Origin of the sequence: Bradyrhizobium sp. 139 (assembly GCF_023074175.1) — a bacterium.
Classification (GTDB): Bacteria; Pseudomonadota; Alphaproteobacteria; order Rhizobiales; family Xanthobacteraceae; genus Bradyrhizobium.
On the sequence record NZ_JADPKS010000123.1, the window covers coordinates 94,570 to 115,617 of the forward strand.

14 protein-coding genes are annotated in these 21,048 nt (G+C 63.5%); 11 read left to right on the top strand and 3 right to left on the bottom strand.

All coding sequences use genetic code 11. From position 1 onward, the window contains the following. The first annotated feature begins 2 nt into the window (after positions 1–2). From IVA80_RS28320 to IVA80_RS28365, 10 genes are all read left to right on the top strand, one after another. Positions 3–974 carry a protein TolA gene (locus IVA80_RS28320; RefSeq protein ID WP_247437804.1) on the top strand — a complete coding sequence of 324 codons (972 nt, stop codon included), beginning with the start codon at positions 3–5 and terminating at the stop codon, positions 972–974. 41 nt (positions 975–1,015) lie between these two features. Then, complete coding sequence (tolB, locus tag IVA80_RS28325; protein WP_247437841.1) at positions 1,016–2,359, top strand: Tol-Pal system beta propeller repeat protein TolB; 1,344 nt, start codon at positions 1,016–1,018, stop codon at positions 2,357–2,359. Between the two features lie 253 nt (positions 2,360–2,612). Next, positions 2,613–4,946 (top strand): EAL domain-containing protein, encoded by a 2,334-nt coding sequence (locus IVA80_RS28330; RefSeq protein ID WP_247437807.1) that lies wholly within the window; start codon positions 2,613–2,615, stop codon positions 4,944–4,946. Positions 4,947–5,138: 192 nt separating this feature from the next. After that, positions 5,139–5,879 carry a hypothetical protein gene (locus tag IVA80_RS28335; RefSeq protein ID WP_247437809.1) on the top strand — a complete coding sequence of 247 codons (741 nt, stop codon included), beginning with the start codon at positions 5,139–5,141 and terminating at the stop codon, positions 5,877–5,879. A 292-nt stretch (positions 5,880–6,171) separates the two neighbouring features. After that, entirely contained in the window at positions 6,172–6,660 is a 489-nt protein-coding gene (gene pal / locus IVA80_RS28340) for a peptidoglycan-associated lipoprotein Pal (RefSeq protein WP_247437811.1), read from the top strand. Between the two features lie 190 nt (positions 6,661–6,850). Beyond that, on the top strand, positions 6,851–7,888 hold the full coding sequence (gene ybgF, locus IVA80_RS28345; protein ID WP_247437813.1) for a tol-pal system protein YbgF: 1,038 nt from the start codon (positions 6,851–6,853) through the stop codon (positions 7,886–7,888). Positions 7,889–7,964: 76 nt separating this feature from the next. Next, positions 7,965–9,047: a tRNA lysidine(34) synthetase TilS gene (gene tilS, locus IVA80_RS28350; RefSeq protein ID WP_247437814.1), complete on the top strand. Its 1,083-nt coding sequence runs from the start codon at positions 7,965–7,967 to the stop codon at positions 9,045–9,047. Between the two features lie 277 nt (positions 9,048–9,324). Then, positions 9,325–11,247, top strand: coding sequence for an ATP-dependent zinc metalloprotease FtsH (gene ftsH, locus IVA80_RS28355; protein WP_247437815.1), 1,923 nt, complete (start codon positions 9,325–9,327; stop codon positions 11,245–11,247). A gap of 293 nt (positions 11,248–11,540) precedes the next feature. After that, the gene (locus tag IVA80_RS28360; RefSeq protein ID WP_247437816.1) at positions 11,541–12,746 is read left to right on the top strand and encodes an ABC transporter substrate-binding protein; all 1,206 of its coding nucleotides are present in this window, start codon (positions 11,541–11,543) and stop codon (positions 12,744–12,746) included. A 229-nt stretch (positions 12,747–12,975) separates the two neighbouring features. After that, complete coding sequence (locus tag IVA80_RS28365) at positions 12,976–14,745, top strand: hypothetical protein (protein ID WP_247437817.1); 1,770 nt, start codon at positions 12,976–12,978, stop codon at positions 14,743–14,745. An 84-nt stretch (positions 14,746–14,829) separates the two neighbouring features. Here the strand turns inward: IVA80_RS28365 and IVA80_RS28370 are convergent, their stop codons facing one another. Next, positions 14,830–16,635 carry a hypothetical protein gene (locus tag IVA80_RS28370; RefSeq protein WP_247437818.1) on the bottom strand — a complete coding sequence of 602 codons (1,806 nt, stop codon included), beginning with the start codon at positions 16,633–16,635 and terminating at the stop codon, positions 14,830–14,832. A gap of 10 nt (positions 16,636–16,645) precedes the next feature. Continuing rightward, entirely contained in the window at positions 16,646–18,148 is a 1,503-nt protein-coding gene (locus IVA80_RS28375) for a hypothetical protein (RefSeq protein WP_247437819.1), read from the bottom strand. A gap of 397 nt (positions 18,149–18,545) precedes the next feature. On the opposite strand from IVA80_RS28375, the gene IVA80_RS28380 reads away from it, so the two are divergent. Next, positions 18,546–18,710 carry a Flp family type IVb pilin gene (locus tag IVA80_RS28380; RefSeq protein ID WP_057757281.1) on the top strand — a complete coding sequence of 55 codons (165 nt, stop codon included), beginning with the start codon at positions 18,546–18,548 and terminating at the stop codon, positions 18,708–18,710. Positions 18,711–19,289: 579 nt separating this feature from the next. On the opposite strand, the gene IVA80_RS28385 is transcribed toward IVA80_RS28380, so the two are convergent. Next, positions 19,290–20,882: a hypothetical protein gene (locus tag IVA80_RS28385; RefSeq protein WP_346348027.1), complete on the bottom strand. Its 1,593-nt coding sequence runs from the start codon at positions 20,880–20,882 to the stop codon at positions 19,290–19,292. Positions 20,883–21,048 lie beyond the last annotated feature (166 nt).

Here is a 21,048-nt window from a genome sequence, read left to right on the forward strand (position 1 = left end):
CCGTGAAGGTGAAGGTCGACAAGACACTCGTTGCGTCGATTGCCCTCCACCTCCTGGTGATAGGATGGGGACTCGTCACCTTTAGCAGCAGGGCCTTCGTTGCGCCGGAAGAGTCGCTGCCGATCGACATCATCTCCTCCGATCAGCTCGCCAAGATGATGGCGGGACAGAAGACCGGCGACAAGAACATGCCGAAGCCCAAGGTCGAGAAGATCGCCGAGGCCAAGCCTGAAGAAGACGCCGTCGGCAAGGTCACCGAGAAGAAAGAGCTGATCAAGACCAACTCGACGCCCGAGCCGCCGCCGAAGCCCGTCGAAAAGCCGGTCGAGAAAAAGCCCGAGCCGCCCAAGCCGGTCGCCGAGGCCAAGCCCAAAGAAGAATCAAAGCAAGAACCGAAGCCGCAGGAAAAGAAACCTGATCCGGCCAAGGAAGATCCGATCGCCGAGCTCCAGAAAAAGTTGGAGACGAAGAAGCCGCCGCCCAAGCCGCCGGAGCAAAAGGTCGCGGCGGTGCAGCCGCAGCAGCAGCCGAAGCCCAAGGAGCGCAGCTTCGATCCCTCGCAGATCCAGCGCGACCTCGACAAGCGCGCAACGACGCGGCACGAGCTCACCGGAACGGCGCTGAATGCGTCGGCCGCACTGGGATCGACAACTGGGACGGCCGCCAACAATGTCGCGACCTGGCGAGGTGCGTTCCAGGGCGCGGTCAAGCGCTGCTTCACGCCGACCTATAACGGGCAGGATGCCGACCAGTACGAGGCCGACATCGACATTCCCATGAAGATCGACGGGTCGCTCGCATCCGAGCCCGTCGTCGTCGCGGTGAGGGGACCGTCGCGGTCAATCGCCCAGGCGGTGGCCGAGAGCGCCAAGCGCGCCATCGTGCAGTGTCAGGTCTATTCGTTCATGCCGAAACCGCAGTATGAGAGCTGGAAGCTCATTCCGATGACTTTCGGCCTGAAAGATATGTTGTGACATCCGAACAAAAGAATTTTGCGATGAATGACGTCCGATCGATGAACCGCCGCCGCTTCATGACCGTCACCGGATCGGCGCTCGCGATGCTCGGGGGCGGACGTGCCTTCGCCCAAGGCCAGGACCGGCTCCGTATCGATCCCACCGCATTCCAGCCGGTCCCGATCGCGATCACCAATTTCGTGCCGGGCTCGCCGTCCGATGGCGATGTCGGCAACGGGGTCACGCAGGTCATCACCAACAATCTGAAGCGCTCGGGCCTGTTCGCGCCGATCGACCAGGCCGCCTTCATCGAGCGGATCAGCAACATCGACGTCGCGCCGCAATTCCAGAACTGGAAGACCATCAACGCGCAGGCGCTGGTCACCGGCCGCATGACGCGGCAGCCTGACGGAAGGCTCAAGGCGGAATTCCGCCTGTGGGATGTGGTCTCCGGCCAGCAGCTCGCCGGCCAGCAATATTTCACCTCGCCCGAATATTGGCGCCGCATCGCCCACATCATCTCCGACCAGATCTACGAGCGGATGACCGGCGAGAAGGGTTATTTCGACAGCCGCGTCGTGTTCGTGGACGAGACCGGACCGAAGGAGCGCCGCGTCAAGCGGCTCGCGATGATGGACCAGGACGGCGCCAATGTGCGCTATCTGACCCGCGGCTCCGATCTCGTGCTGACGCCGCGCTTCTCGCCGAACTCGCAAGAGATCACCTATATGGAGTTCGGCCAGGGCGATCCGAAGGTCTATCTCTTCAACATCGAGACCGGCCAGCGCGAAATCGTCGGCAACTTCCCGGGCATGACCTTTGCGCCGCGCTTCTCGCCGGACGGCCAGCGCGTCATCATGAGCCTGCAGCAGGGCGGCAACTCCAATCTCTTCGCGATGGATCTGCGCTCGCGCTCGACCACGCGCCTCACCGACACGCCGGCGATCGACACGTCTCCGTCTTACTCACCGGACGGCACCCGCATCTGCTTCGAATCCGATCGCGGCGGCAGGTCGCAGATCTACGTCATGGCCGCGGGCGGGGGAGCTGCGCAGCGCATCTCCTTCTCCAAGGACGACACCAACGCCAGCTATTCGACGCCGGTGTGGTCGCCGCGCGGCGACTACATCGCCTTCACCAGGCAAGGCGGCGGACAGTTCTCGATCGGCATCATGAAGCCTGATGGCTCCGGCGAGCGGCTGCTCACCTCCGGCTACCACAACGAAGGCCCGACCTTCTCGCCGAACGGCCGCGTGCTGATGTTCTTCCGCGATCCCGGCGGCAGTGGCGGGCCGTCGCTGTTTTCCGTCGACATCTCCGGCCGCAACGAGCTCAAGGTGCCGACGCCGGGCTTCGCCTCCGACCCGGCATGGTCGCCGCTGCTGTCCTCGACACCCGGCTAGAAACATCGTGGCTAAACATCGCGCGTTCCGACGCGCGATGTTTTCGAAAAATCGCGCCGATTTTTTTCGGGTTTCCTGCGCGACGCAAGGTTTCCTTCACCTTGTGCCCGGCAACGATTGCCTAGTTGCTTGATATTTCAGCGGAAACAGGTTCGCTATTGCCGAAAACAACTCGACTTTAACGATGTTCCCTCAGAAAGGCTTCATCTGGTCTGGGTAACAATGCGCGGCAAACAGGACGCGTAACAAGCCGATGCAGCTGGCCGACCAGAAGCAGAGCGATCGAGACGAGCTGGAGCCGATACTCTACGCCGCTCTCATCAACTCTATGGTTCAGAATTTCTGGGCGATCTTCCTGGGCTCGGCCTCGGCGGCCGCGGCCGCGGTCATGACTGCGCTCAAGACTGGCGACGTCCGGCTGTGGCCAATCGCGTTCCTGCTGATTGCCGTCGGTACGGCTCGCGCATTCCAGATGCGGCGCTACGAAAACCGCTCGAATGGATTGTCGCTGGAGGAGGCCAGGCATCTGGAGCCGCGCTACTGGCTCGGCGCGATCAGCTATGCTGCGGTGCTCGGCCTGTGGGCCTTCGTCGTCATCTACCTCAACGAGGATGCGGTTGCCGACATGCTCTGTGTCGCGATCGGCATCGGCTATACCGCCGGCGGCGCCGCCCGGAATTACGGCCAACCCCGGATGATCCAGTGGCACATCGCGCTGGCCTGCTTGCCGATGTCGCTCGCCCTCTTGCTGCACGGCGGCTTCTATCACGTCGGGCTTGCCATCCTGCTCGTGTTGTTCTTCATCGGCATGAAGAACATCAATCTCAGCCTGCATGCGATCTTCGTCAAGGCGCTGACCTCGAGCTTTCGCGAATCCGCGCTGGCGAGCCAGTTCGACACCGCGCTCAACAATATGCCGCATGGCCTGTGCATGTTCCGCGCTGACGGCCGCCTTGCGGTGATGAACCATCGCTTCGGCGAGCTGATGGCCTTGCCCGAGGATCTGGTCAAGCGCGGCGCCACCGCCACCGATATCGTGTCAGCCTGCGTCGCCGCGGGCTCCATCTCGGCGGAAAGCGGCAACAAAATCCTGGCCGAGATCGAGCACGCGCGGATCTGCGAGATCGTCACCGCCGATCCGGATTCCGCGCGCGGCAGAACGCTGTCCTGGACGTTCCAGCCGATGAGCCGCGGCGGCACGGTGCTGCTATTGGAAGACATCACCGAACGTACCAACGCGGAAGCCCGGATCACCCATCTCGCCCGCTATGACGATCTCACCGCGCTGCCGAACCGGGTCAGCTTCCGCGACGAGATCGAGCGGTTGCTGGCGATCTCGCACGGCGCCGAGCGCCTCTCCGCGCTGCTGTTCGTCGACCTCGACCAATTCAAGCAGGTCAACGACACGCTTGGCCATCCCTGCGGCGACCAGCTCCTGTGCGCGGTCGCCAACCGCCTGCGCGAGATGCTGCGCCCCGATGATTTCGTCGCCCGCTTCGGCGGCGACGAGTTCGTGGTGTTCCAGCAGAACATCAGCACGGCTGAAGACGCCGCGAGCCTTGCCCGTCGTATCGTCGAGCGGCTGAGCGAGCGCTACCGCATCGACAATCATCTGGTCGAGATCGGCGCCAGCGTCGGGATCGCGCTGACCTCGCCGGACGGCGACGTCAGCGCCGACACGCTGCTCAAGAACGCCGACATGGCGCTCTACCGCGCCAAGGCCGACGGCCGCGGCACCTTCTGTTTCTTCCGCGACGAGATGGCGGCGACCGTCGAGGCGCGCCGCATCCTCGAGCTCGACCTGCGCAAGGCGCTCGCCAACGAGGAATTCGAGCTGTTCTACCAGCCGCTGGTCAATCTGAAGTCCGGCAAGATCACCACTTGCGAGGCGCTGCTGCGCTGGAACCATCCGGTGCGCGGCACGGTGTCACCGGTCGACATCATCCCGGTCGCCGAGGACATGGGGCTGATCGTCGATCTCGGCCGCTGGATCCTGCGCCGCGCCTGCATGGAATGCATGAAGTGGCCCGACGGCGTCAGCGTCGCCGTCAACTTTTCGCCGCAGCAATTCCACCAGCGCGATGTGCTGAGCGAAATCCGCTACGCGCTCGAGGTCTCGGGGCTGCCGGCCCACCGGCTGGAGATCGAGATCACCGAGTCCTCGCTGCTGCGCAACACCCAACTCACCCACGACACCTTGTCGCAACTGCATGCGCTCGGCGTGCGCATCTCGCTCGACGATTTCGGCACCGGCTATTCCAGCCTCAGCTATCTGCACAATTTCCCGATGCAGAAGGTGAAGATCGACCGCTCCTTCCTCGAAGGCATCGACACCGACCGGCCACTGACGCTGCTGCGCGGCGTGGCGCGGCTGTCCGCCGACCTCGGCATGGCGGTCGTGGTCGAGGGCATCGAGACCAACGAGCAGCTCGAGCTGATCAGCGCCGACGGCACCGTCTCCGAGGCGCAAGGCTATCTGTTCAGCCGTCCGGTGCCCGCCGTGCGGATGCGCCAGCTCCTCAGCGCCTCGCATGGGCGACGCGGCGAGAGCCTGCTCCAGGTCGTCGGCTCACGCTCCTTCGCCTAGAGTCCATGTCAGAAATTTGCTGTCGTTTCAGCCAGTTGCTGGCCTGCCGTAGTGCTACGGGAGTTAACCCTATCCGCTCGATTGCTTTGCATCGTTGTTAAGGAGGTGTTAATAAATCGCCACGCGCGCACAAGTTGTTCGGCAGCAAATGGCCCGGGCTCGCGCGGCGTGAGTGATGGGTAAGGAGTTGGAATGCAGTCCTCAGCCAGATCTGTCATTTCGGCTGTTGGACGGGGAGCGGAGCTCCTGACCGACGTCGACTATCATCTTGCGGAAACGGCCGCGGAGAAGGAGGAAATCTACAACCTCCGCTATCGCGCCTATCTGCGGGAGGGCGCCGTCAGGGAATCGGCGGAAGCCCGGGTCGCCGACCGCTACGACGAGCTGCCGAACGCGTGGACCTTCGGCGTCTATCTCCGTGGCCAGCTCTGTAGCTCCGTGCGCATCAGCGTGCTGACTTCGGAATGGCGCGAGTCCACCTCGGCCGACGTCTTCCCCGACATCCTGCTGCCGCGGCTCGATCGCGGCGAGGTCATGATCGACCCGACCCGCTTTGTCGCCGACCCCGATCAGGTGAAGCGGGTTCCGGAATTGCCCTATCTGACGACCCGGCTCGCCTACATGGCGTGCGAGCATTTCAGTGCCGATCTCGGCCTTGCCATCGTGCGTCCCGAGCATCAGGCCTTTTACCGGCGCGTGTTCCTGCATGAGACGATCGCCGAGCCCCGCCTGGTTCCGGGTCTCACCAAGTCGTTCGGACTGATGGCGGCGGATTTCCCGATCTTCCGCAAGAAGGTGTTCGAGCGCTACCCGATCATGCGGTCGACCGCCTTCGAGCGGCGGATGCTGTTCGGGCGCGGCGGGCAGCGCCAGGTCCCGCAGCGGCCTGTCGCGCAGCGGCCGGTGCTGGTGGCGGAAGCCGCTCACGTCTGATTGCCCACCGTCATCGCCTCGAACCGCCGCGCGCCTTTCGGCCGGGCTCTGTTCGCCTCAATGGTCGTTCGGGCCCAAATTCCAGCAACGACCGGCGGTTTTTGCTGGTCGCCGCAGCTTGCTTCACCCTCGCGCCACATTTAGAACCCATTAACCATAACGGTTGCTTTTCGCGCGTTGGGGGCATTTGAGCGGCTGAGGCAAGGTTCCATCAAGGTTGACGGAACGTTCGCTTAACCAACCCCCTGTAGACCGGACAGCAGTGGACGAACGTGAGCGTGGAGGCTCCGGAATGAAATATCCTATGCGTATCCTCCAGGGATTGAAGCTGGCTGCGGTGGTCGCAATCGCACTGTCGATGGGCGCGTGCGCGAACAAGAACGCAGCGACGGATGCGATGGCCAATGCTGCGACGCCTGGCAGCCAGCAGGATTTCGTCGTGAACGTGGGCGACCGCGTGTTCTTCGAGAGCGATCAGACCGATCTGACGCCGCAGGCGATCGTGACCCTGGAGAAGCAGGCGCAGTGGCTCCAGAACTATCGGCAATACAGCTTCACCGTCGAGGGGCATGCCGACGAGCGCGGCACCCGCGAATACAACATCGCGCTCGGCGCCCGCCGCGCCCAGTCGGTGCGTTCGTTCCTTGCCTCGCGCGGCATCGATCCGAACCGCATGCGCACGATCTCCTACGGCAAGGAGCGGCCGGTCGCCGTCTGTAACGATATCTCCTGCTGGTCGCAGAACCGTCGCGCCGTCACCGTGCTGAACGCGAGCTCCTGACGATCAGTCAGGCGCCGTTCAGCTTCAGAAATTGATTATGCCGGCGCCCTTCTCGGGCGCCGGTTTCGTTTCAGCGTTCTGTGAGGGAAACCCCTTGGTGGCAGTCACATTTTTGGCGTACTCCCTTCTTCATTGTGTGCCGCGGCAAACGATCCGCCGCGCGCCACGTCGCTTTCGTCGTCAGGGCCAGATGTCATCGAAATTCAAGGCAATTACCGGCACCGTGGCGATCGCCGCGCTGCTCTCTTTGTGCGCGCCCGCACTTGCGCAGTCGGACGATGCCGACCCCGAGATGCGGATCGAGCGGCTGGAGAACCAGCTGCGCCAGCTCACCGGTCAGAACGAAGAGCTGCAATATCGCAACCGCCAGCTCGAAGAGCGGCTGCGGGCGCTCGAGGGCGGCGCGCAAGGCGCGACCGGACAAGCGCCGGTCCAGCCCAATGTCGCCGCCGTGCCGCCCGCGCAAGTCGCGCCGGCCTATCGCCAGCAGCAGCAGGCCGCCCAGCCGAATTACGAGCAGCCGCAGATCGCGTCTCCCGCGCCGATCCTTCAGGGGCAGCCGGCGCCCGGCGCGCCCGGCGTGCGCCGCCGCGGTGATTCCTTCGATCCGAACCAAAACCCGAACGCGCCCGGCGCGCCGCGCGCGCTCGGTGGCGGACAGCAGCCGATGCCGGCAGGGGCCCTTGGCGGCGCGCCCGGCGGGCGCGGTGCCGGCGAGCCGCTCGATCTCGCCAACACCGGCACCCGCTATCCGCAAGCGGCCGCGGCGCAGCCCGGCTATCCGCCGGCACAATCAGGCTATCCGCCGCCGGCCGGCGCCGGTCTGGCCACCCTGCCGCCCGCGGCAACGCCGCGCGACGAGTTCGACCTCGGCATCGGCTACATGCAACGCAAGGACTATGCGCTGGCCGAGCAGACCATGAAGAATTTTGCGCAGAAATATCCGAGCGACCCGCTGCTCGGGGACGCGCAATACTGGCTCGGCGAGAGCTATTTCCAGCGCCAGCAATACCGCGACTCCGCGGAAGCCTTCCTTGCGGTCACCACCAAATACGATAAGTCCGCCAAAGCGCCGGATGCCCTGCTGCGGCTCGGCCAGTCGCTGGCCGCGCTGAAGGAGAAGGAGGCTGCCTGCGCCGCCTTCGGTGAAGTCAGCCGCAAATATTCGCGCGCCTCCGCCGGCGTCAAAGCCGCGGTCGAGCGCGAGCAGAAGCGGGTGAAGTGCTGACGCGCGGCGCTCGATCCTGACAAACCGGATGATGCTGCGCTAAACAGTCGGTCGACCCGCGGACGATGATAGCGTCATGCCAGACGACGACAACTCACCGATCTCGGCGCGCGAGGCGAAGCAACTCTTCGCCGGGCTCAAGAGCGCGCCGGCGCTGGTGCTCGCGGTCTCCGGCGGGCCTGACTCGGTCGCGTTGATGTGGCTCGCCGCGCGCTGGCAGCGCGGCCTTGCACGCGGTCCTCGTCTCCTTGTCGTCACCGTCGATCACGGCCTGCGCCCGGAGGCGGCGCGCGAGGCGCGCGAGGTCAAGCGGCTGGCTGCTGAACTCGGGCTGGCGCACCGGACCCTGCGCTGGCGCGGCGCGAAGCCGAACACGGGGCTGCCTGCCGCTGCACGCGAAGCCCGCTACGGCCTGCTTGCGCAAGCCGCGCGCAGCGTCGGCGCGAGCCATGTGCTGACCGCGCACACCCGCGACGATCAGGCCGAAACCCTGCTGATGCGCCTTGTCCGCGGCAGCGGGCTTGCCGGGCTGTCGGCGATGGCGCCCTTCACGGCGCGCGACGGCATTGTGCTGGCGCGCCCGCTGCTCGATGTCTCGAAGTCGCAGCTGATCGCGACCTTGAGGCGGGCGAAGCTCGGTTTTGCCGATGATCCCACCAATCGCGACACCGCCTTCACCCGGCCGCGGCTGCGCGCGCTGCTGCCGCAGCTTGCGGCCGAGGGCGGCGATGCCCGCAACCTGGCGCGGCTCGCCGCGCGGCTGGCGCGCGCCAATGCGGCGGTCGAGGTGCTGGTCGATGGCGCCGAACGCTTCCTTCAGCTCCGGGCGCGCGGCGATGCGCCGCAGGCGGGCCTTCGCAGCTTCGAGGCTTCGGCGTTTGCCGTCTTGCCTGAGGAGGTCCGCCTGCGGCTCCTGCTGCGGGCCGTTAACGCCCTCGGCCATGAGGGGCCGGCGGAACTCGGCAAGGTCGAGACCCTGATGGCCGCGCTCGATCAGGCCATCGCTGCAAGCCCCCGTACAGGCACAAATGGCCGGCCAGCCCTGAAGCAGACCCTTGCGGGAGCCTTGATCAGCCTTGCCGGGGGGCATATCCACATCGGGCCGGCGCCGGCCCGGCGGTCGAAAGGCGGACAAGGGCCGATTAAGAGCGGATCATGACACCGGCCGTTCCACTGCACGGCGTCAGGCCAGCTTAACCAGGCAGGAAAAACCACGCATATGTCGCCATTATTTCAGCGGGAATCGCGCTAAGATGGGATAAATAGTCCCATCTCCTTCCCTTGGCAGCGACCGGGGCGGCACCTAAATTGTATGCGTCCAACCGAGAGGATTCCTTGGGGATTTCCTCGTACACCCCCAAGCAACTGCTTAAGTAACGACCCAAGTAACTGCCCAAGGATCAGGCCGCGATCCGCGCGACCACGAAGGAAGATCGATGAACGCCAATCTGCGCAATTTCGCCCTCTGGGTCATCATTGTCTTGCTGCTGTTGGCGTTGTTCACGCTCTTCCAGAATCCGGGTCAGCGCGCCGCCTCCCAGGATATCGCCTTCTCCCAGCTCCTGAGCGAAGTTGACCGCGGCAATGTGCGCGACGTCGTGATCCAGGGCCCGGACATTCACGGCACCTTCACCAACGGCTCGAGCTTCCAGACCTATGCGCCCAGCGATCCGACGCTGGTGAAGCGCCTGTATGACAGCAAGGTTCAGATCACCGCGAAGCCGCCCGGCGACAACGTACCCTGGTTCGTCTCGCTGCTGGTCTCCTGGCTGCCGTTCATCGCGCTGATCGGCGTGTGGATCTTCCTGTCGCGGCAGATGCAGGGCGGCGCCGGCAAGGCGATGGGCTTCGGCAAGTCGCGCGCCAAGATGCTGACCGAAGCGCATGGCCGCGTTACCTTCGAGGACGTCGCCGGCGTGGATGAAGCCAAGCAGGACCTGCAGGAGATCGTCGAGTTCCTGCGCGATCCCGGCAAATTCCAGCGCCTCGGCGGCCGCATCCCGCGCGGCGTGCTGCTGGTCGGTCCTCCCGGCACCGGCAAGACCCTGATCGCGCGTGCGGTGGCGGGCGAAGCCAACGTGCCGTTCTTCACCATTTCGGGTTCTGACTTCGTCGAAATGTTCGTCGGCGTCGGCGCTTCCCGCGTCCGCGACATGTTCGAGCAGGCCAAGAAGAATGCCCCCTGCATCATCTTCATCGACGAAATCGATGCCGTCGGTCGTCACCGCGGTGCCGGTCTCGGCGGCGGCAATGACGAGCGCGAGCAGACGCTGAACCAGTTGCTGGTCGAAATGGATGGCTTCGAGGCCAACGAGGGCGTGATCCTGATCGCCGCGACCAACCGTCCCGACGTGCTCGATCCCGCGCTGCTGCGTCCCGGCCGCTTCGACCGTCAGGTCGTGGTGCCCAATCCTGACGTTGTCGGCCGCGAGCAGATCCTCAAGGTTCACGTTCGCAAGGTGCCGCTGGCGCCGGATATCAACCTCAAGACCATCGCGCGCGGCACCCCGGGATTCTCCGGCGCCGACCTGATGAACCTCGTCAACGAAGCCGCACTGACCGCCGCCCGCCGCAACAAGCGGATGGTGACGCAGGCCGAGTTCGAGGAGGCCAAGGACAAGGTGATGATGGGCGCCGAGCGCAAATCGCTCGTCATGACCGAGGAAGAGAAGCTGTTGACGGCTTACCACGAGGGCGGCCACGCCATCGTCGGCCTCAACGTCGTCGCGACCGATCCGATCCACAAGGCGACCATCATTCCGCGCGGTCGTGCGCTCGGTATGGTCATGCAGCTGCCCGAACGCGACAAGCTGTCGATGTCGCTGGAGCAGATGACCTCGCGGCTCGCCATCATGATGGGCGGCCGCGTCGCCGAAGAACTGATCTTCGGCCGCGAGAAGGTGACGTCCGGTGCGTCGTCCGACATCGAGCAGGCCACGCGACTGGCGCGCATGATGGTGACGCGCTGGGGCCTGTCCGAAGCGCTCGGCACCGTGTCCTATGGCGAGAACCAGGACGAGGTTTTCCTCGGCATGTCGGTGTCGCGCACCCAGAACGCGTCGGAGGCGACGGTTCAGAAGATCGACACCGAGATCCGGCGCTTCGTGGAAGAAGGCTACAACGAAGCGACGCGCATTCTCACCGAGAAGCGCGCCGATCTCGAGGCGCTTGCCAAGGGCCTGCTGGAATTCGAGACGCTGAGCGGCGACGAGATCATCGACCTGCTCAAGGGCAAGAAGCCGAACCGCGAATCCGTGCTCGAGCCGACCACGCCGCGCGCCTCCGCCGTGCCCCCGGCCGGCAAGTCGCGCCCGCGGCCCGATCCGGATCCCGGCCTGGAGCCGCAGCCGCAGGCGTAATCGCGAACCGCAGATTGAATTGAAAGACGCGGCGGAAACGCCGCGTTTTTTTTAATGGCCGGCGGTGCGTCTGCGGATGCGGTAATTCAATGACGCAGCTCCGTAGGGTGGGGCAAAGGCGCCCTTGCGCCGTGCCCACCATCTACGGCGTGCTGGCGACGGTGGGCACGCCGACACCTTGCCCACTCTACAATCCCGCGACTCATAATGATTGGAGTCTGCCGCGATGTCGTGGCATCCTGCCCTCAAAGAAAGGCGCGGCTCGACCGCGCGGTCAAGGGGAGGGGAAGCCGATGCGGTTTGCCATGGCATTGGGCGCGCTTGGCGCCGTTTCGATCCTGCTTTTGCCTGCTGCTTCGCCTGCCGCCGAGATGCGCGGCGTCACCGCGACCGAGATCAAAATCGGCCAGACCATGCCCTATAGCGGGCCGGTATCGGCCTTCGGTGCGCTCGGCAAGGGCGAGGTTGGTTACTTCAAGATGCTGAACGAGAAGGGCGGCATCAACGGCCGCAAGGTCAATCTGATCTCGCTCGACGACAGCTACGCGCCGCCGAAATCGGTCGAGCAGACCCGCAGGTTGGTCGAGAGCGACGAGGTCGCGCTGATCTTTTCCTCGATCGGCACCGCCCACAACACGGCGATCGCAAAGTATCTCCAGTCCAAGAACGTGCCACAGCTCTTCATCGGCTCCGGCGCCTCGAAATTCGCCGACATCGCGCAATATCCGCAGGCGACGATGGGCGTGCAGGCGCCGTTCCGCTATGAGGCGCGGCTCTATGCGCGCTATGCGCTGGCGAAGAATCCGAACGCGAAATTCGCCGTCATCTCGCAGAACGACGATTACGGCCGCGACTATCTCGCCGGCCTGAAGGACGTGCTCGGCGAGAAATACGATTCCGTCGTCACCGGCGCGACCTACGAGATCCAGGACCCGACCATCGATTCCCAGATCGTGAAGCTCAAGGCGTCAGACGCCGACACGTTCGTGATCGCGGCGACGCCGAAATTCGCGGCGCAGGCGATCCGCAAATCCTTCGAGATCGGCTGGCGGCCGATGACGTTCCTCTCCAACGTCGCAGTGTGGGTCTCGACCGTGATGGAGCCTGCGGGACTGGAAGCGGGCACCGGCATTCTCTCCACCGCTTATGTGAAGGACCCCGACGATCCCGCCTGGAAGGACGACCCCGGCGTCAAGGGCTGGCGCGCGTTCATGACGAAGTATGTGCCGGAGGCCGACCAGCACGACACCAATTACGTCAACGCCTACAACAGCGCGATGGCGTTGAAGGCAGTGTTGAAAGCCTGCGGCGACGATCTCTCCACCGAGAACATCCTGAAGCAGGCCTACGCAATCCGCGATCTCGAATTGCCGATGCTGTTGCCCGGCATCAAGGTCAATACCGGCCCGACCGATCACGTCCCGGTCGATCAGATGCAGTTCATGCGCTTCAACGGCAAGAGCTGGGAACGCTTCGGCGAGTTGCAGACGGGCAATTAACGCGCCGGACCGCAACGATCTGGTCACATGCCCGGTCGGAACTTACCGCCGGCCCGGCGTGCCAAATTCCCGGGTGCCGATTAATCGGCCATTAGCGTTTGCGGGTTACTTCTGCTGTCGTCCGTCTTCATCGCTCCGCGGGCGAGGGCCAGCCAGACGCCTGAAAGCGGGCAGTAAGCACGGCGCTTAACCGAGGCTGACCCGCAGCCGTCACTTCCTCCGGCACCCAATGGCGGACGTCAACGTCACCTCTGACATGGTTTGCCGCGGTCGTGCGACCAGCATCCCGAACTCCTGGGTTGAGACATTTCTGGTCGCCGTGTTCGCGTCGGCGATATCCGTGCTCCGGACGGGATTTGTCTTCGGACTGACAAGCAACCTCTATCATTTGCCGATCGTCGCCGGTCTCTACGATGAGCCGCAATATCATGACGACGGCTTTATCCAGTCGTTGCGCTATTTTGCTTCGGGCGTCTGGCTGACGTTGAGTGGCGTCGAGAAATATTTCGACAACGTTCCGTTGCTGTTCTTCGTTCTGTTCTTCCTCTCCCGGCTGGTCAGCTTTGTCGGATTTCTCTGTTGCGCCTCCCTGCTTGGGGTGACGGAACGGCGAGACAAGATCGTCTTCAGCCTGATTCTCTGCTTCATCGCGTTTCTCGACGGCTACAGCTACGCCGGCTCCGGTGGCCTGTTCATCAACTACTTCACCCATTCGGAGATGGCGAATGGCGTGGCTCTTCTGGCGATCTACTTTGCCGCACGAGGCCGCTTCACGGCAGCGGTCGTTGCTGTTGGCATAACGGCGTTCATCAACGCTTTCTTTGCGGCTTGGCTCTTGCCGCCGCTGGCGCTGATCGGGATCTGTCACCTGTCGCAGCGGAAAGCCACGATCGGCGCAATCTCTTCGCAGGTGCTGATCGGCCTCATCCTGTGCTTGCCGCTTTTGTTTGTCGTGCTCCGCGGGTTTCTCGCAAATCCGGAGTTTGGTCATCCGTTTGACCTTGCGAATTTCCTTCGCCAGTATTTTCCGGGGCACGTGTTGATCGACTCGACCTCGCTCGGCGACATTTTCGGGCTGTCGGGTGTCACCCTGATCGGAGCGCTTGCACTGTTTTGGCCGAAGCGGGTCGCTCCCGAATTACGGGCAGCCTATCTGGGCGCGATCCTGGTCTATCTGATCGGAATCGTCCTTCCGTTCGTCACGGGATCGCCAATTATTCTCAACCTTCATCTCCTGCGATCGAGCACGGTCATTCATCTGCTTGCCGCCCTGGCGATTGCGGCATTGGCGACCAACTGGTTGCGGCGCGACAGGGAAGCGGCTTTCCTTCCGGCCTGCCTTGTCGTGCTGTTCGTGACCTTTGAGGGCTGGGCCGGCTTGGCTCTCGTCACGGCCGTTTTGATATTTGGTCTTCGAACAAAAGCGCCGGGACCGGCCCCATCCTATCAGCGCACCATGGGCTATCTGGTGCTCGCCACGGCTGTTCTCGTCGCATACCCGCTCGCGATCTGGTCCGGCGTCAACTTCAGCCGGATCTGCAACGAGGCGGTCTCGGAGTGGACCGACATCGGCAAATGGGCCCGTAGCAACACGCCTTTGACTGCAACATTCCTCACGCCAATAAGGCCGGAGCTGGACGGTCGGGCTGACGTGAGCATCGCCGACATGGCGCTCGATCGCGGGAGCGTGTTTGAATTCGTCTCGCATCGTCGCGTCTGGGTCGATTTCAAACGTGGCGGATCGTCGGTATTGACGCCGTCGTATTATCCAGTCTGGCGAAGCAGGTTGACGGATGTCGAGGGCTTGAATTCGAGTGCGGAACGAATTGCCTATGCGTCGCGCAACGGCATCGGCTATGTCATCGATATCTGTCAGGGCCCAGCAGCGGGGAACGGTGTCATCCATCGAACGAAGCGGCTCTGCGTATTCTCGACGGAGACAAACGGACCCACGATCCGGAAGGATGCATCGTCGGCGATGAAACGACTTGCCGGCTGAGCATCGAGCTCTGCACGCGCGGCGACAAGGAACCAAGGACAACGCGCCAAGACAAATAATTGAAGGCGCGGCTTGCGCGCTCCCTCAGTTGCGCAGGCGCCAGACCGTCCAGCCGGATTTTGACGCTGCCTGGATCGGCTCCAGATAGTCTGGAGATTCGCCGCGGCCGAGATGCGCGGCCAGCCCGTCCGGCGCGATGCGGACAAGATCCTGCTGATCAGCAGAGCCGTTGCAGGTCAGGATGTAATTGACGTGTCGCTCACTCAGCATTGCGCGGGCGGCTTGCGGGGTTGCCATCATTGTATGCACCATGACGAGGTTGCCGTCATTGTTGCGGTGGTAGGGACCAGCGAACACGAAATGTCCCGTCGCCGCCAGGATCACAGGACCCGAATCGATCGGCGCCATCACCCGCCCCGGCGGCAGGGTGGCGAGAGGTGCGGCGCTGGAGATGGTCTGGCAGGAAGCGGTCGGATCGGGTACCGCGATCTTGTGTCCGTCCGTGCCGGCAGCGAATGCCGGCCAGACCACAAAGCCGATGCCGCCAAGTGTGGCGGGCGACACGAGCAACGCCGCGTATAGCAGCCGCCAACCGGCCGCGGCATCCGCGCGAAGCCTTGCAATTCCGATGACGCATAGCGGGGCGGCAACGATGTTCGCGGCGGCGGCGCCGCGCAATTCCCACAGGCTTACGCCGAACAGCGCTGCGAGCGTGGCGGTCGAAACGATCCAGCGAAAGCGCGTCTGGCGTGTGCCGCCGATAATACCGGCAACGCACAGGCCGAGCGTCAACAGTGGAAAAGCATAATACGCCAGCAGTTTTTGCGGTTGCAGCTGTGCCAGCTCCGTCACCGGAATGGTCTCGGCAACGCGGTCGAGCCAGAAGCTGACGAGCAGGGGATCGACCTGCGCATAGGGCGACGCAATGCAGCTCGGATAGGACTTGTAGAACGCGCCCAGCAGGAGCGCGCCCGAAAGTGCCGCCGCCGCCAGCCGCATCCACAAGGTCCGGCGCAGGCGGCTGACGCCGGCAACCGCGAGCAGTGCAACGCCGCCGCCTGCGGACAGGAGCAGGATGGGGCCTCCGAAGGCATCGCAGACTGGCCTGGCAAGATCGTTCGTCGGAAGCAGCAGGAGTGCCAGCAGCAGCGACGACCCGGCCAGGCCTGCACCAAAGGCGCAGGCGGAACGCAGCACTTCAGTGCCCTTCCAGATCAAGAGTCCCAGCACAGCCGCGCTCGCCATGGCGATGGCAGGCAGCATTTCCAACCCGATCGCCAGCGAAAGCGCCGCGAGGAATCCCGCCAAGGCCGCCTTGGCTACACGCTGTTCCAGATCGGAGATGCAGAGCACGAAGCCGAGCAGCAGTACGATCTGCAGATTGTGGTGATCGATCGCGCCCGCGCGGAAGTGGGGCAGGGCAGGGATCGATAGCGACGTGACCAGAATTGCGGCGAGCCATGTCTGCGGCCGGTCGGACGCGGCGCTTGCCTGACCTGCGATTCTCGCTGCAAGCCATAGCGCAGCACCCATCAGCAGCGACGGCCACAGCACCAGCGTGAGCGCTTCGGAATAGTGCTGGCCGAGCAGAGGGCGAAACAAGAGGATCAGCATGGCCAGGGGCGCATCGACGATGCGGGACCAGTGCATGGCAGTTCCGGGCGGGTCGAGCCGGTATTGGGTCAGATCGAACCAGCCTTGGCCGGCCAGAAGATCGCGCACTTCGACCAGACGCATGGCGTCGTCGGTCGACAGCGCGTCGAACACGCCGGGCTTGATCGCGGGAAGTCCGAGCGCCACCACGATCACCGCCCAGGCCATCGTGAGCATGATCGCAGGGTTGAGCGCAATGATGGATCGGTGCTCGGTCGGCTGGACGATTGGCGACATTGTCCGGGCCTCAATTTGGTACTGCGGGCACGGGCGCGCTGTCCGCGCCCTGTCGTTCATCCCGCACATGGATCACCGCGATGTCATCCGCATAAATCCGCTTCCAGCCCTTGAGCTGGTCGAGGATCTGCGGGCCCGGCGCGTCGGCGACCAACAGCGTCGCGTCGATCTTGTATTCGTCGAGCAGGCGCGGCAGCAGCTCGGGCTTTTTGCCCTCCGTCGCCTTGAAGAAGTCCATGACGAATTTCTCGCCATAGAGCTCGGCGCGTCCGTCCACGTAGACAGGGATGTCGCGCGAGATCAGGTAGCCGCCGAACTGATAGGCGTTGAAGATGCGCTGGACTTTGCGCTGTTCGAGCAGGTCGACTGCCGCAACCGGCGTCTGCGTCATCGTGAAGGTGAAGCGGTGGTGCCCCATGTAGAGCGAGGTCGAGGTCCAGCCTGCGGCCACGATCATCAGCGCGCCGAGTGCGGTGACACAGCGGACCGGCCAGCGGTCGGCGCCGGCTGCGTTAGGCTCGGGGCGTGGAAACATTTCGCCGAGGGGCTTTGCCAGCACCAGCGGCACCAGGAAGGCAAAGGCTTCGATGCTCCTGACATGGGTCAGCGCGCTCCAGGTCAGGAACAGGATCAGGAAGATCCGGGGCGCCGAGAGCACGAGGCCGCGGTAGTAACCGAGCGCGATCAGGCCGAGCAGGGCGCCTTCGAACGAGGTGAACGTGGCGAAGTTCGCCGGCATCCATTCGAAGATCAGCGACAGCAGCTCGCCGAGGCTGAGAATGTTGGTGGCGCCCATCAGCGTTCGCCAGCCGTAAGGCGTACAACAACTCGCGATCAGTGCGCCGACGCCGAACAGCACCCAGCGCAGGAACAGTCGAAGCCGTTGTCCCTTCTCGGCATGCTCGACCGCCTCCAGCGAGATCGGACCGATCAGCGCGAGGCCCAGCACGAAGCCGCCATGCAAATTCGCCCAGAGCGCCATCAGCGGCAGCCAATACCAGGACGGCGCGCGTCTGCGGTCGGCCGCCGCCATCAACAGGCCGACCCACGCCACCATGACCGGCAGCGCTAGGATATGCGGACGCGCCAGGATGTGATGCAGCGACAGCAGCAGCGCCAGCATCGCGAACAGCACCGCGCGCGGTGCGCCGATCTGCGCGTCGAGCAGATAGACGAAGATCGCGGCCGTGAGCGCGACCCCGATCGCGGTCAGGATCACGGGGCCGGCCCAGTCCCATTGCGCATGGGAGACGGCGAACAGCACCTGCGACAGCCACGAGGTCGATATCCAAGGTTCGCCGGTTCGCGTGAAGGAATAGAAATCCGTAGTGGGAAGCGCGCGGTGATCGAGGATCCATTGCCCGATCTTGATCTGCCAGAACGAGTCGGAGTCCTGAAGCAACGTGTCGCCGACAAAGAGGAAGAAGAGATAGGCGCCGGCACCGACGCACAGCGGCACCAGTGCGCGCGCGCGGCTCTGCACCGCGATGCTGTTGGCAAAGGAAAGGGACATGCCGCCTCGTCGTCCTGTTTGGTCTTGTCGGCCGGAGCATGATCCGGAAAAGTGTGTAGCGGTTTTCCGAGAAGATCATGCTCAAACAATAATCTGAAGCGCGATGAACGATTCATCTCGTCGCGCGTCAGACCGAGCGGGCGGCATTGGACCACGGCCGGTCATAACTTCGGGTAAATCGCGGGCGCGGCCGCTGCCGCGGATACCGACGATTTAACGCATTGTTTTCAATTCCCCTTTACCATCGACGAATACACGCAAAGCGCTCCGTGTTTACGCAGTCGAATTAACTGCGGCGCAATTCTTTGCCACTAGCTTCGGTTCCATGGTTGGGCGGCGCTGGGAAGCCGAAAGTCCAGACCAATTGTAGCCTCGTGTAGATTTTTGGGAGCACCCTATGAAGAACCTCGTTTCGCGTTTCGTAAAGGACGAATCCGGCGCCACCGCCATTGAATACGGCCTGATCGCTGCCGGCATCGCGCTGGCGATCATCACCGTCGTCAACAACCTCGGCAGCACGCTGAACACCAAGTTCGGCTCGATCTCGACCAGCCTCAAGTAAGACTGGACGATTTGTGAATTTCGAGAGCCCCGTCCTGGACGGGGCTTTTTTTTTGGTGGTGCGCCCAGCATGGGCGCACTCCTATGGGTGAAAGTCCCGTCGCGAGTTGATCACAACGAGCGAAGCGCAACTGCATGGGGGCGACCGAGTGTGGGGAGGAAGCGTGGAGCGAAGCTGCGGGCCGATGAACAAGAACCGGATAGAAGGCGTTGCCGACCAGGGTGTGTTCTTACCTGGGGAGATCTCGCCTTGCGTCCGAAAGGGCAACGGTGTCGAGCCGGAGCGAGAAGTCAGCCGAGATTGTAGTAGTCGGCGGTAAAGTCGGAAGGCTGAACGGCGGGCGAACCAGCCGGCTTTACCTCTCCCGCCTGCGCTCAGGGCTATCGCATATGACGTTTTGGCGGCGGCCCGGGTGCGCGCCTCGTCCTTCGAGACGACCGCTCCGCGGTCTCCTCAGGATGAGGCTAAGCGGCATTGGTGTCCGTTCTGCCGCGCACCCCGTCCTCAGGCCCGCCGCAGCCGCCGTGTTGTCTTCGTATGCGCCTGCAAAGGCCGCGAGAGATGGCGGCCTTGTTTGGCTTACCGAGACGCGGAAGGAAGCTGCGCTGGTGCGTCGTCGCGGACGTGAATCACAGCGACATCATCCGTATAGAGCCGCTTCCAGCCTGGCAGATGGTCCATGATTCTAGCGGCGGGAAGCGTGGTGTTCAGCAACGTCGCGTCGATCCGGTAGGTCTCGAGCAGACGCAGCAGAGTCTCAACGTTCTTGCCCTCGACGGCATCGAAGTAGTCGAGCACGAATTGCTCTCCATACAGCTCGGCGCGGCCATCGATGAAGCTCTTGATGTTGCGGGTGATCAGATAGCCGCCGATCGGAGCGGTGCTGAAGATGCGCTGCGCGTGCCGCCGTTCGAGCAAGTCGACCGCAGCCGCAGGACTCTGATTGGTAATAAAGGCATACCGGTACGGCGTCGCATAGGAGCGCGTGATACTCCAGCCGGCAACGACGATCACGAGCGCCGCCATTGCGGTCATTGCAAAGGAGGACCGCGCCTCTTGCGCCACAGCTCTCTTCAATCCCAATTGTTCGGCGAACGGCTTCGCAACCACGAGCGGGGTCAAGAGGGCAAAGACCTCGATGTTTCTGACGTGAGTGAGTGCCGCCCAGGTCAGGCCGAGCAGGAGGAGAATACGGGTCCACCGCAGCATCAATCCGCTATAGTATCCGATGGCGATCAAACCGAGCAGGGCGGCTTCAAACGGGCTGAACGAGCTGAAATCGGCCGGCATCCACTCCCAGATCAACGAGAGCAGCTTACCGAGGCTGAGGATTTTCGTGGCTCCGAGGAGCGTGTCCCAGCCATAGGGCGTGCAACAGCTCGCGGCAAGCGCAGCAAGTCCGAACAAGGCCCAGCGCGCCGCCAGTGCAAACCGGTCGTTGCGATCGGCGGCTACGATCACATCGAGGCCAATGGGTCCAATCAGGACCAGCCCCATGACGAAACCGCCGTGAAGATTGGCCCACAACGCCATCAAGGGCAGTAACAGCCAGGAGGGCGCGGCGCGCCGATCGGCGGCCGCCAGCAGCCCACCGACAAAGGCCAGCATGACAGGCAGGGCCAGCATGTGCGGGCGGGCGAGAAAGTGGCCGACCGACATCGCAAGCAGCAGGGTCAGGAGCAGAAGGGCGCGCGCAGGTTCCAGATAGGGCTCAAGCAGGTAGACGAAAATCGCCGCAGTCGCACCGATCGCGAGCGATGTCAGGATCACTGCTCCCGACCAGTTCGATGGCTCGTAAACAAGCGCGAACAGGACTTGCGACAGCCACGAACTCGAGATCCAGGCTTCGCCGGCTCGGGTGAACGAATAGATGTCGTTGTAGGGCAGCGCGCGGTGTTCGAGGATCCACTGCCCGATCTTGATCTGCCACAGCGTATCGGAGTCGCGCAGCATGATGTCGCCGATGCCGAGAAAGAACACGTAGACAATGGCGCCAATGCAGAACGGCATGAGCCAGCGGGCAACGCTGCGAACGGGAGCGCTGCTCGTGATGGAAATCGACATTGGACTCTCGCAGTTCAACGACCGCGCACAACCGCGCATCGCCACCCGAGCACGATCGCTTTTAAGTTGAGGTAAACTGGACCGGCTCGCCGCCGCGACGGGGTGCAAGGATGCGTTTACTAACAGCTCGCGGGCAGCTCGAAATTGCTCGGCTCCGTATGCTCATTTGCTTCTTGTCATCCACTCTGAATAGTTGTTCAGTCCTTGCGGGGCGATTTGCATCTTTTGACGTGACGAAGCGTTCGGCCGCAGGGCGTGCGGCTGGCGTGTGGGA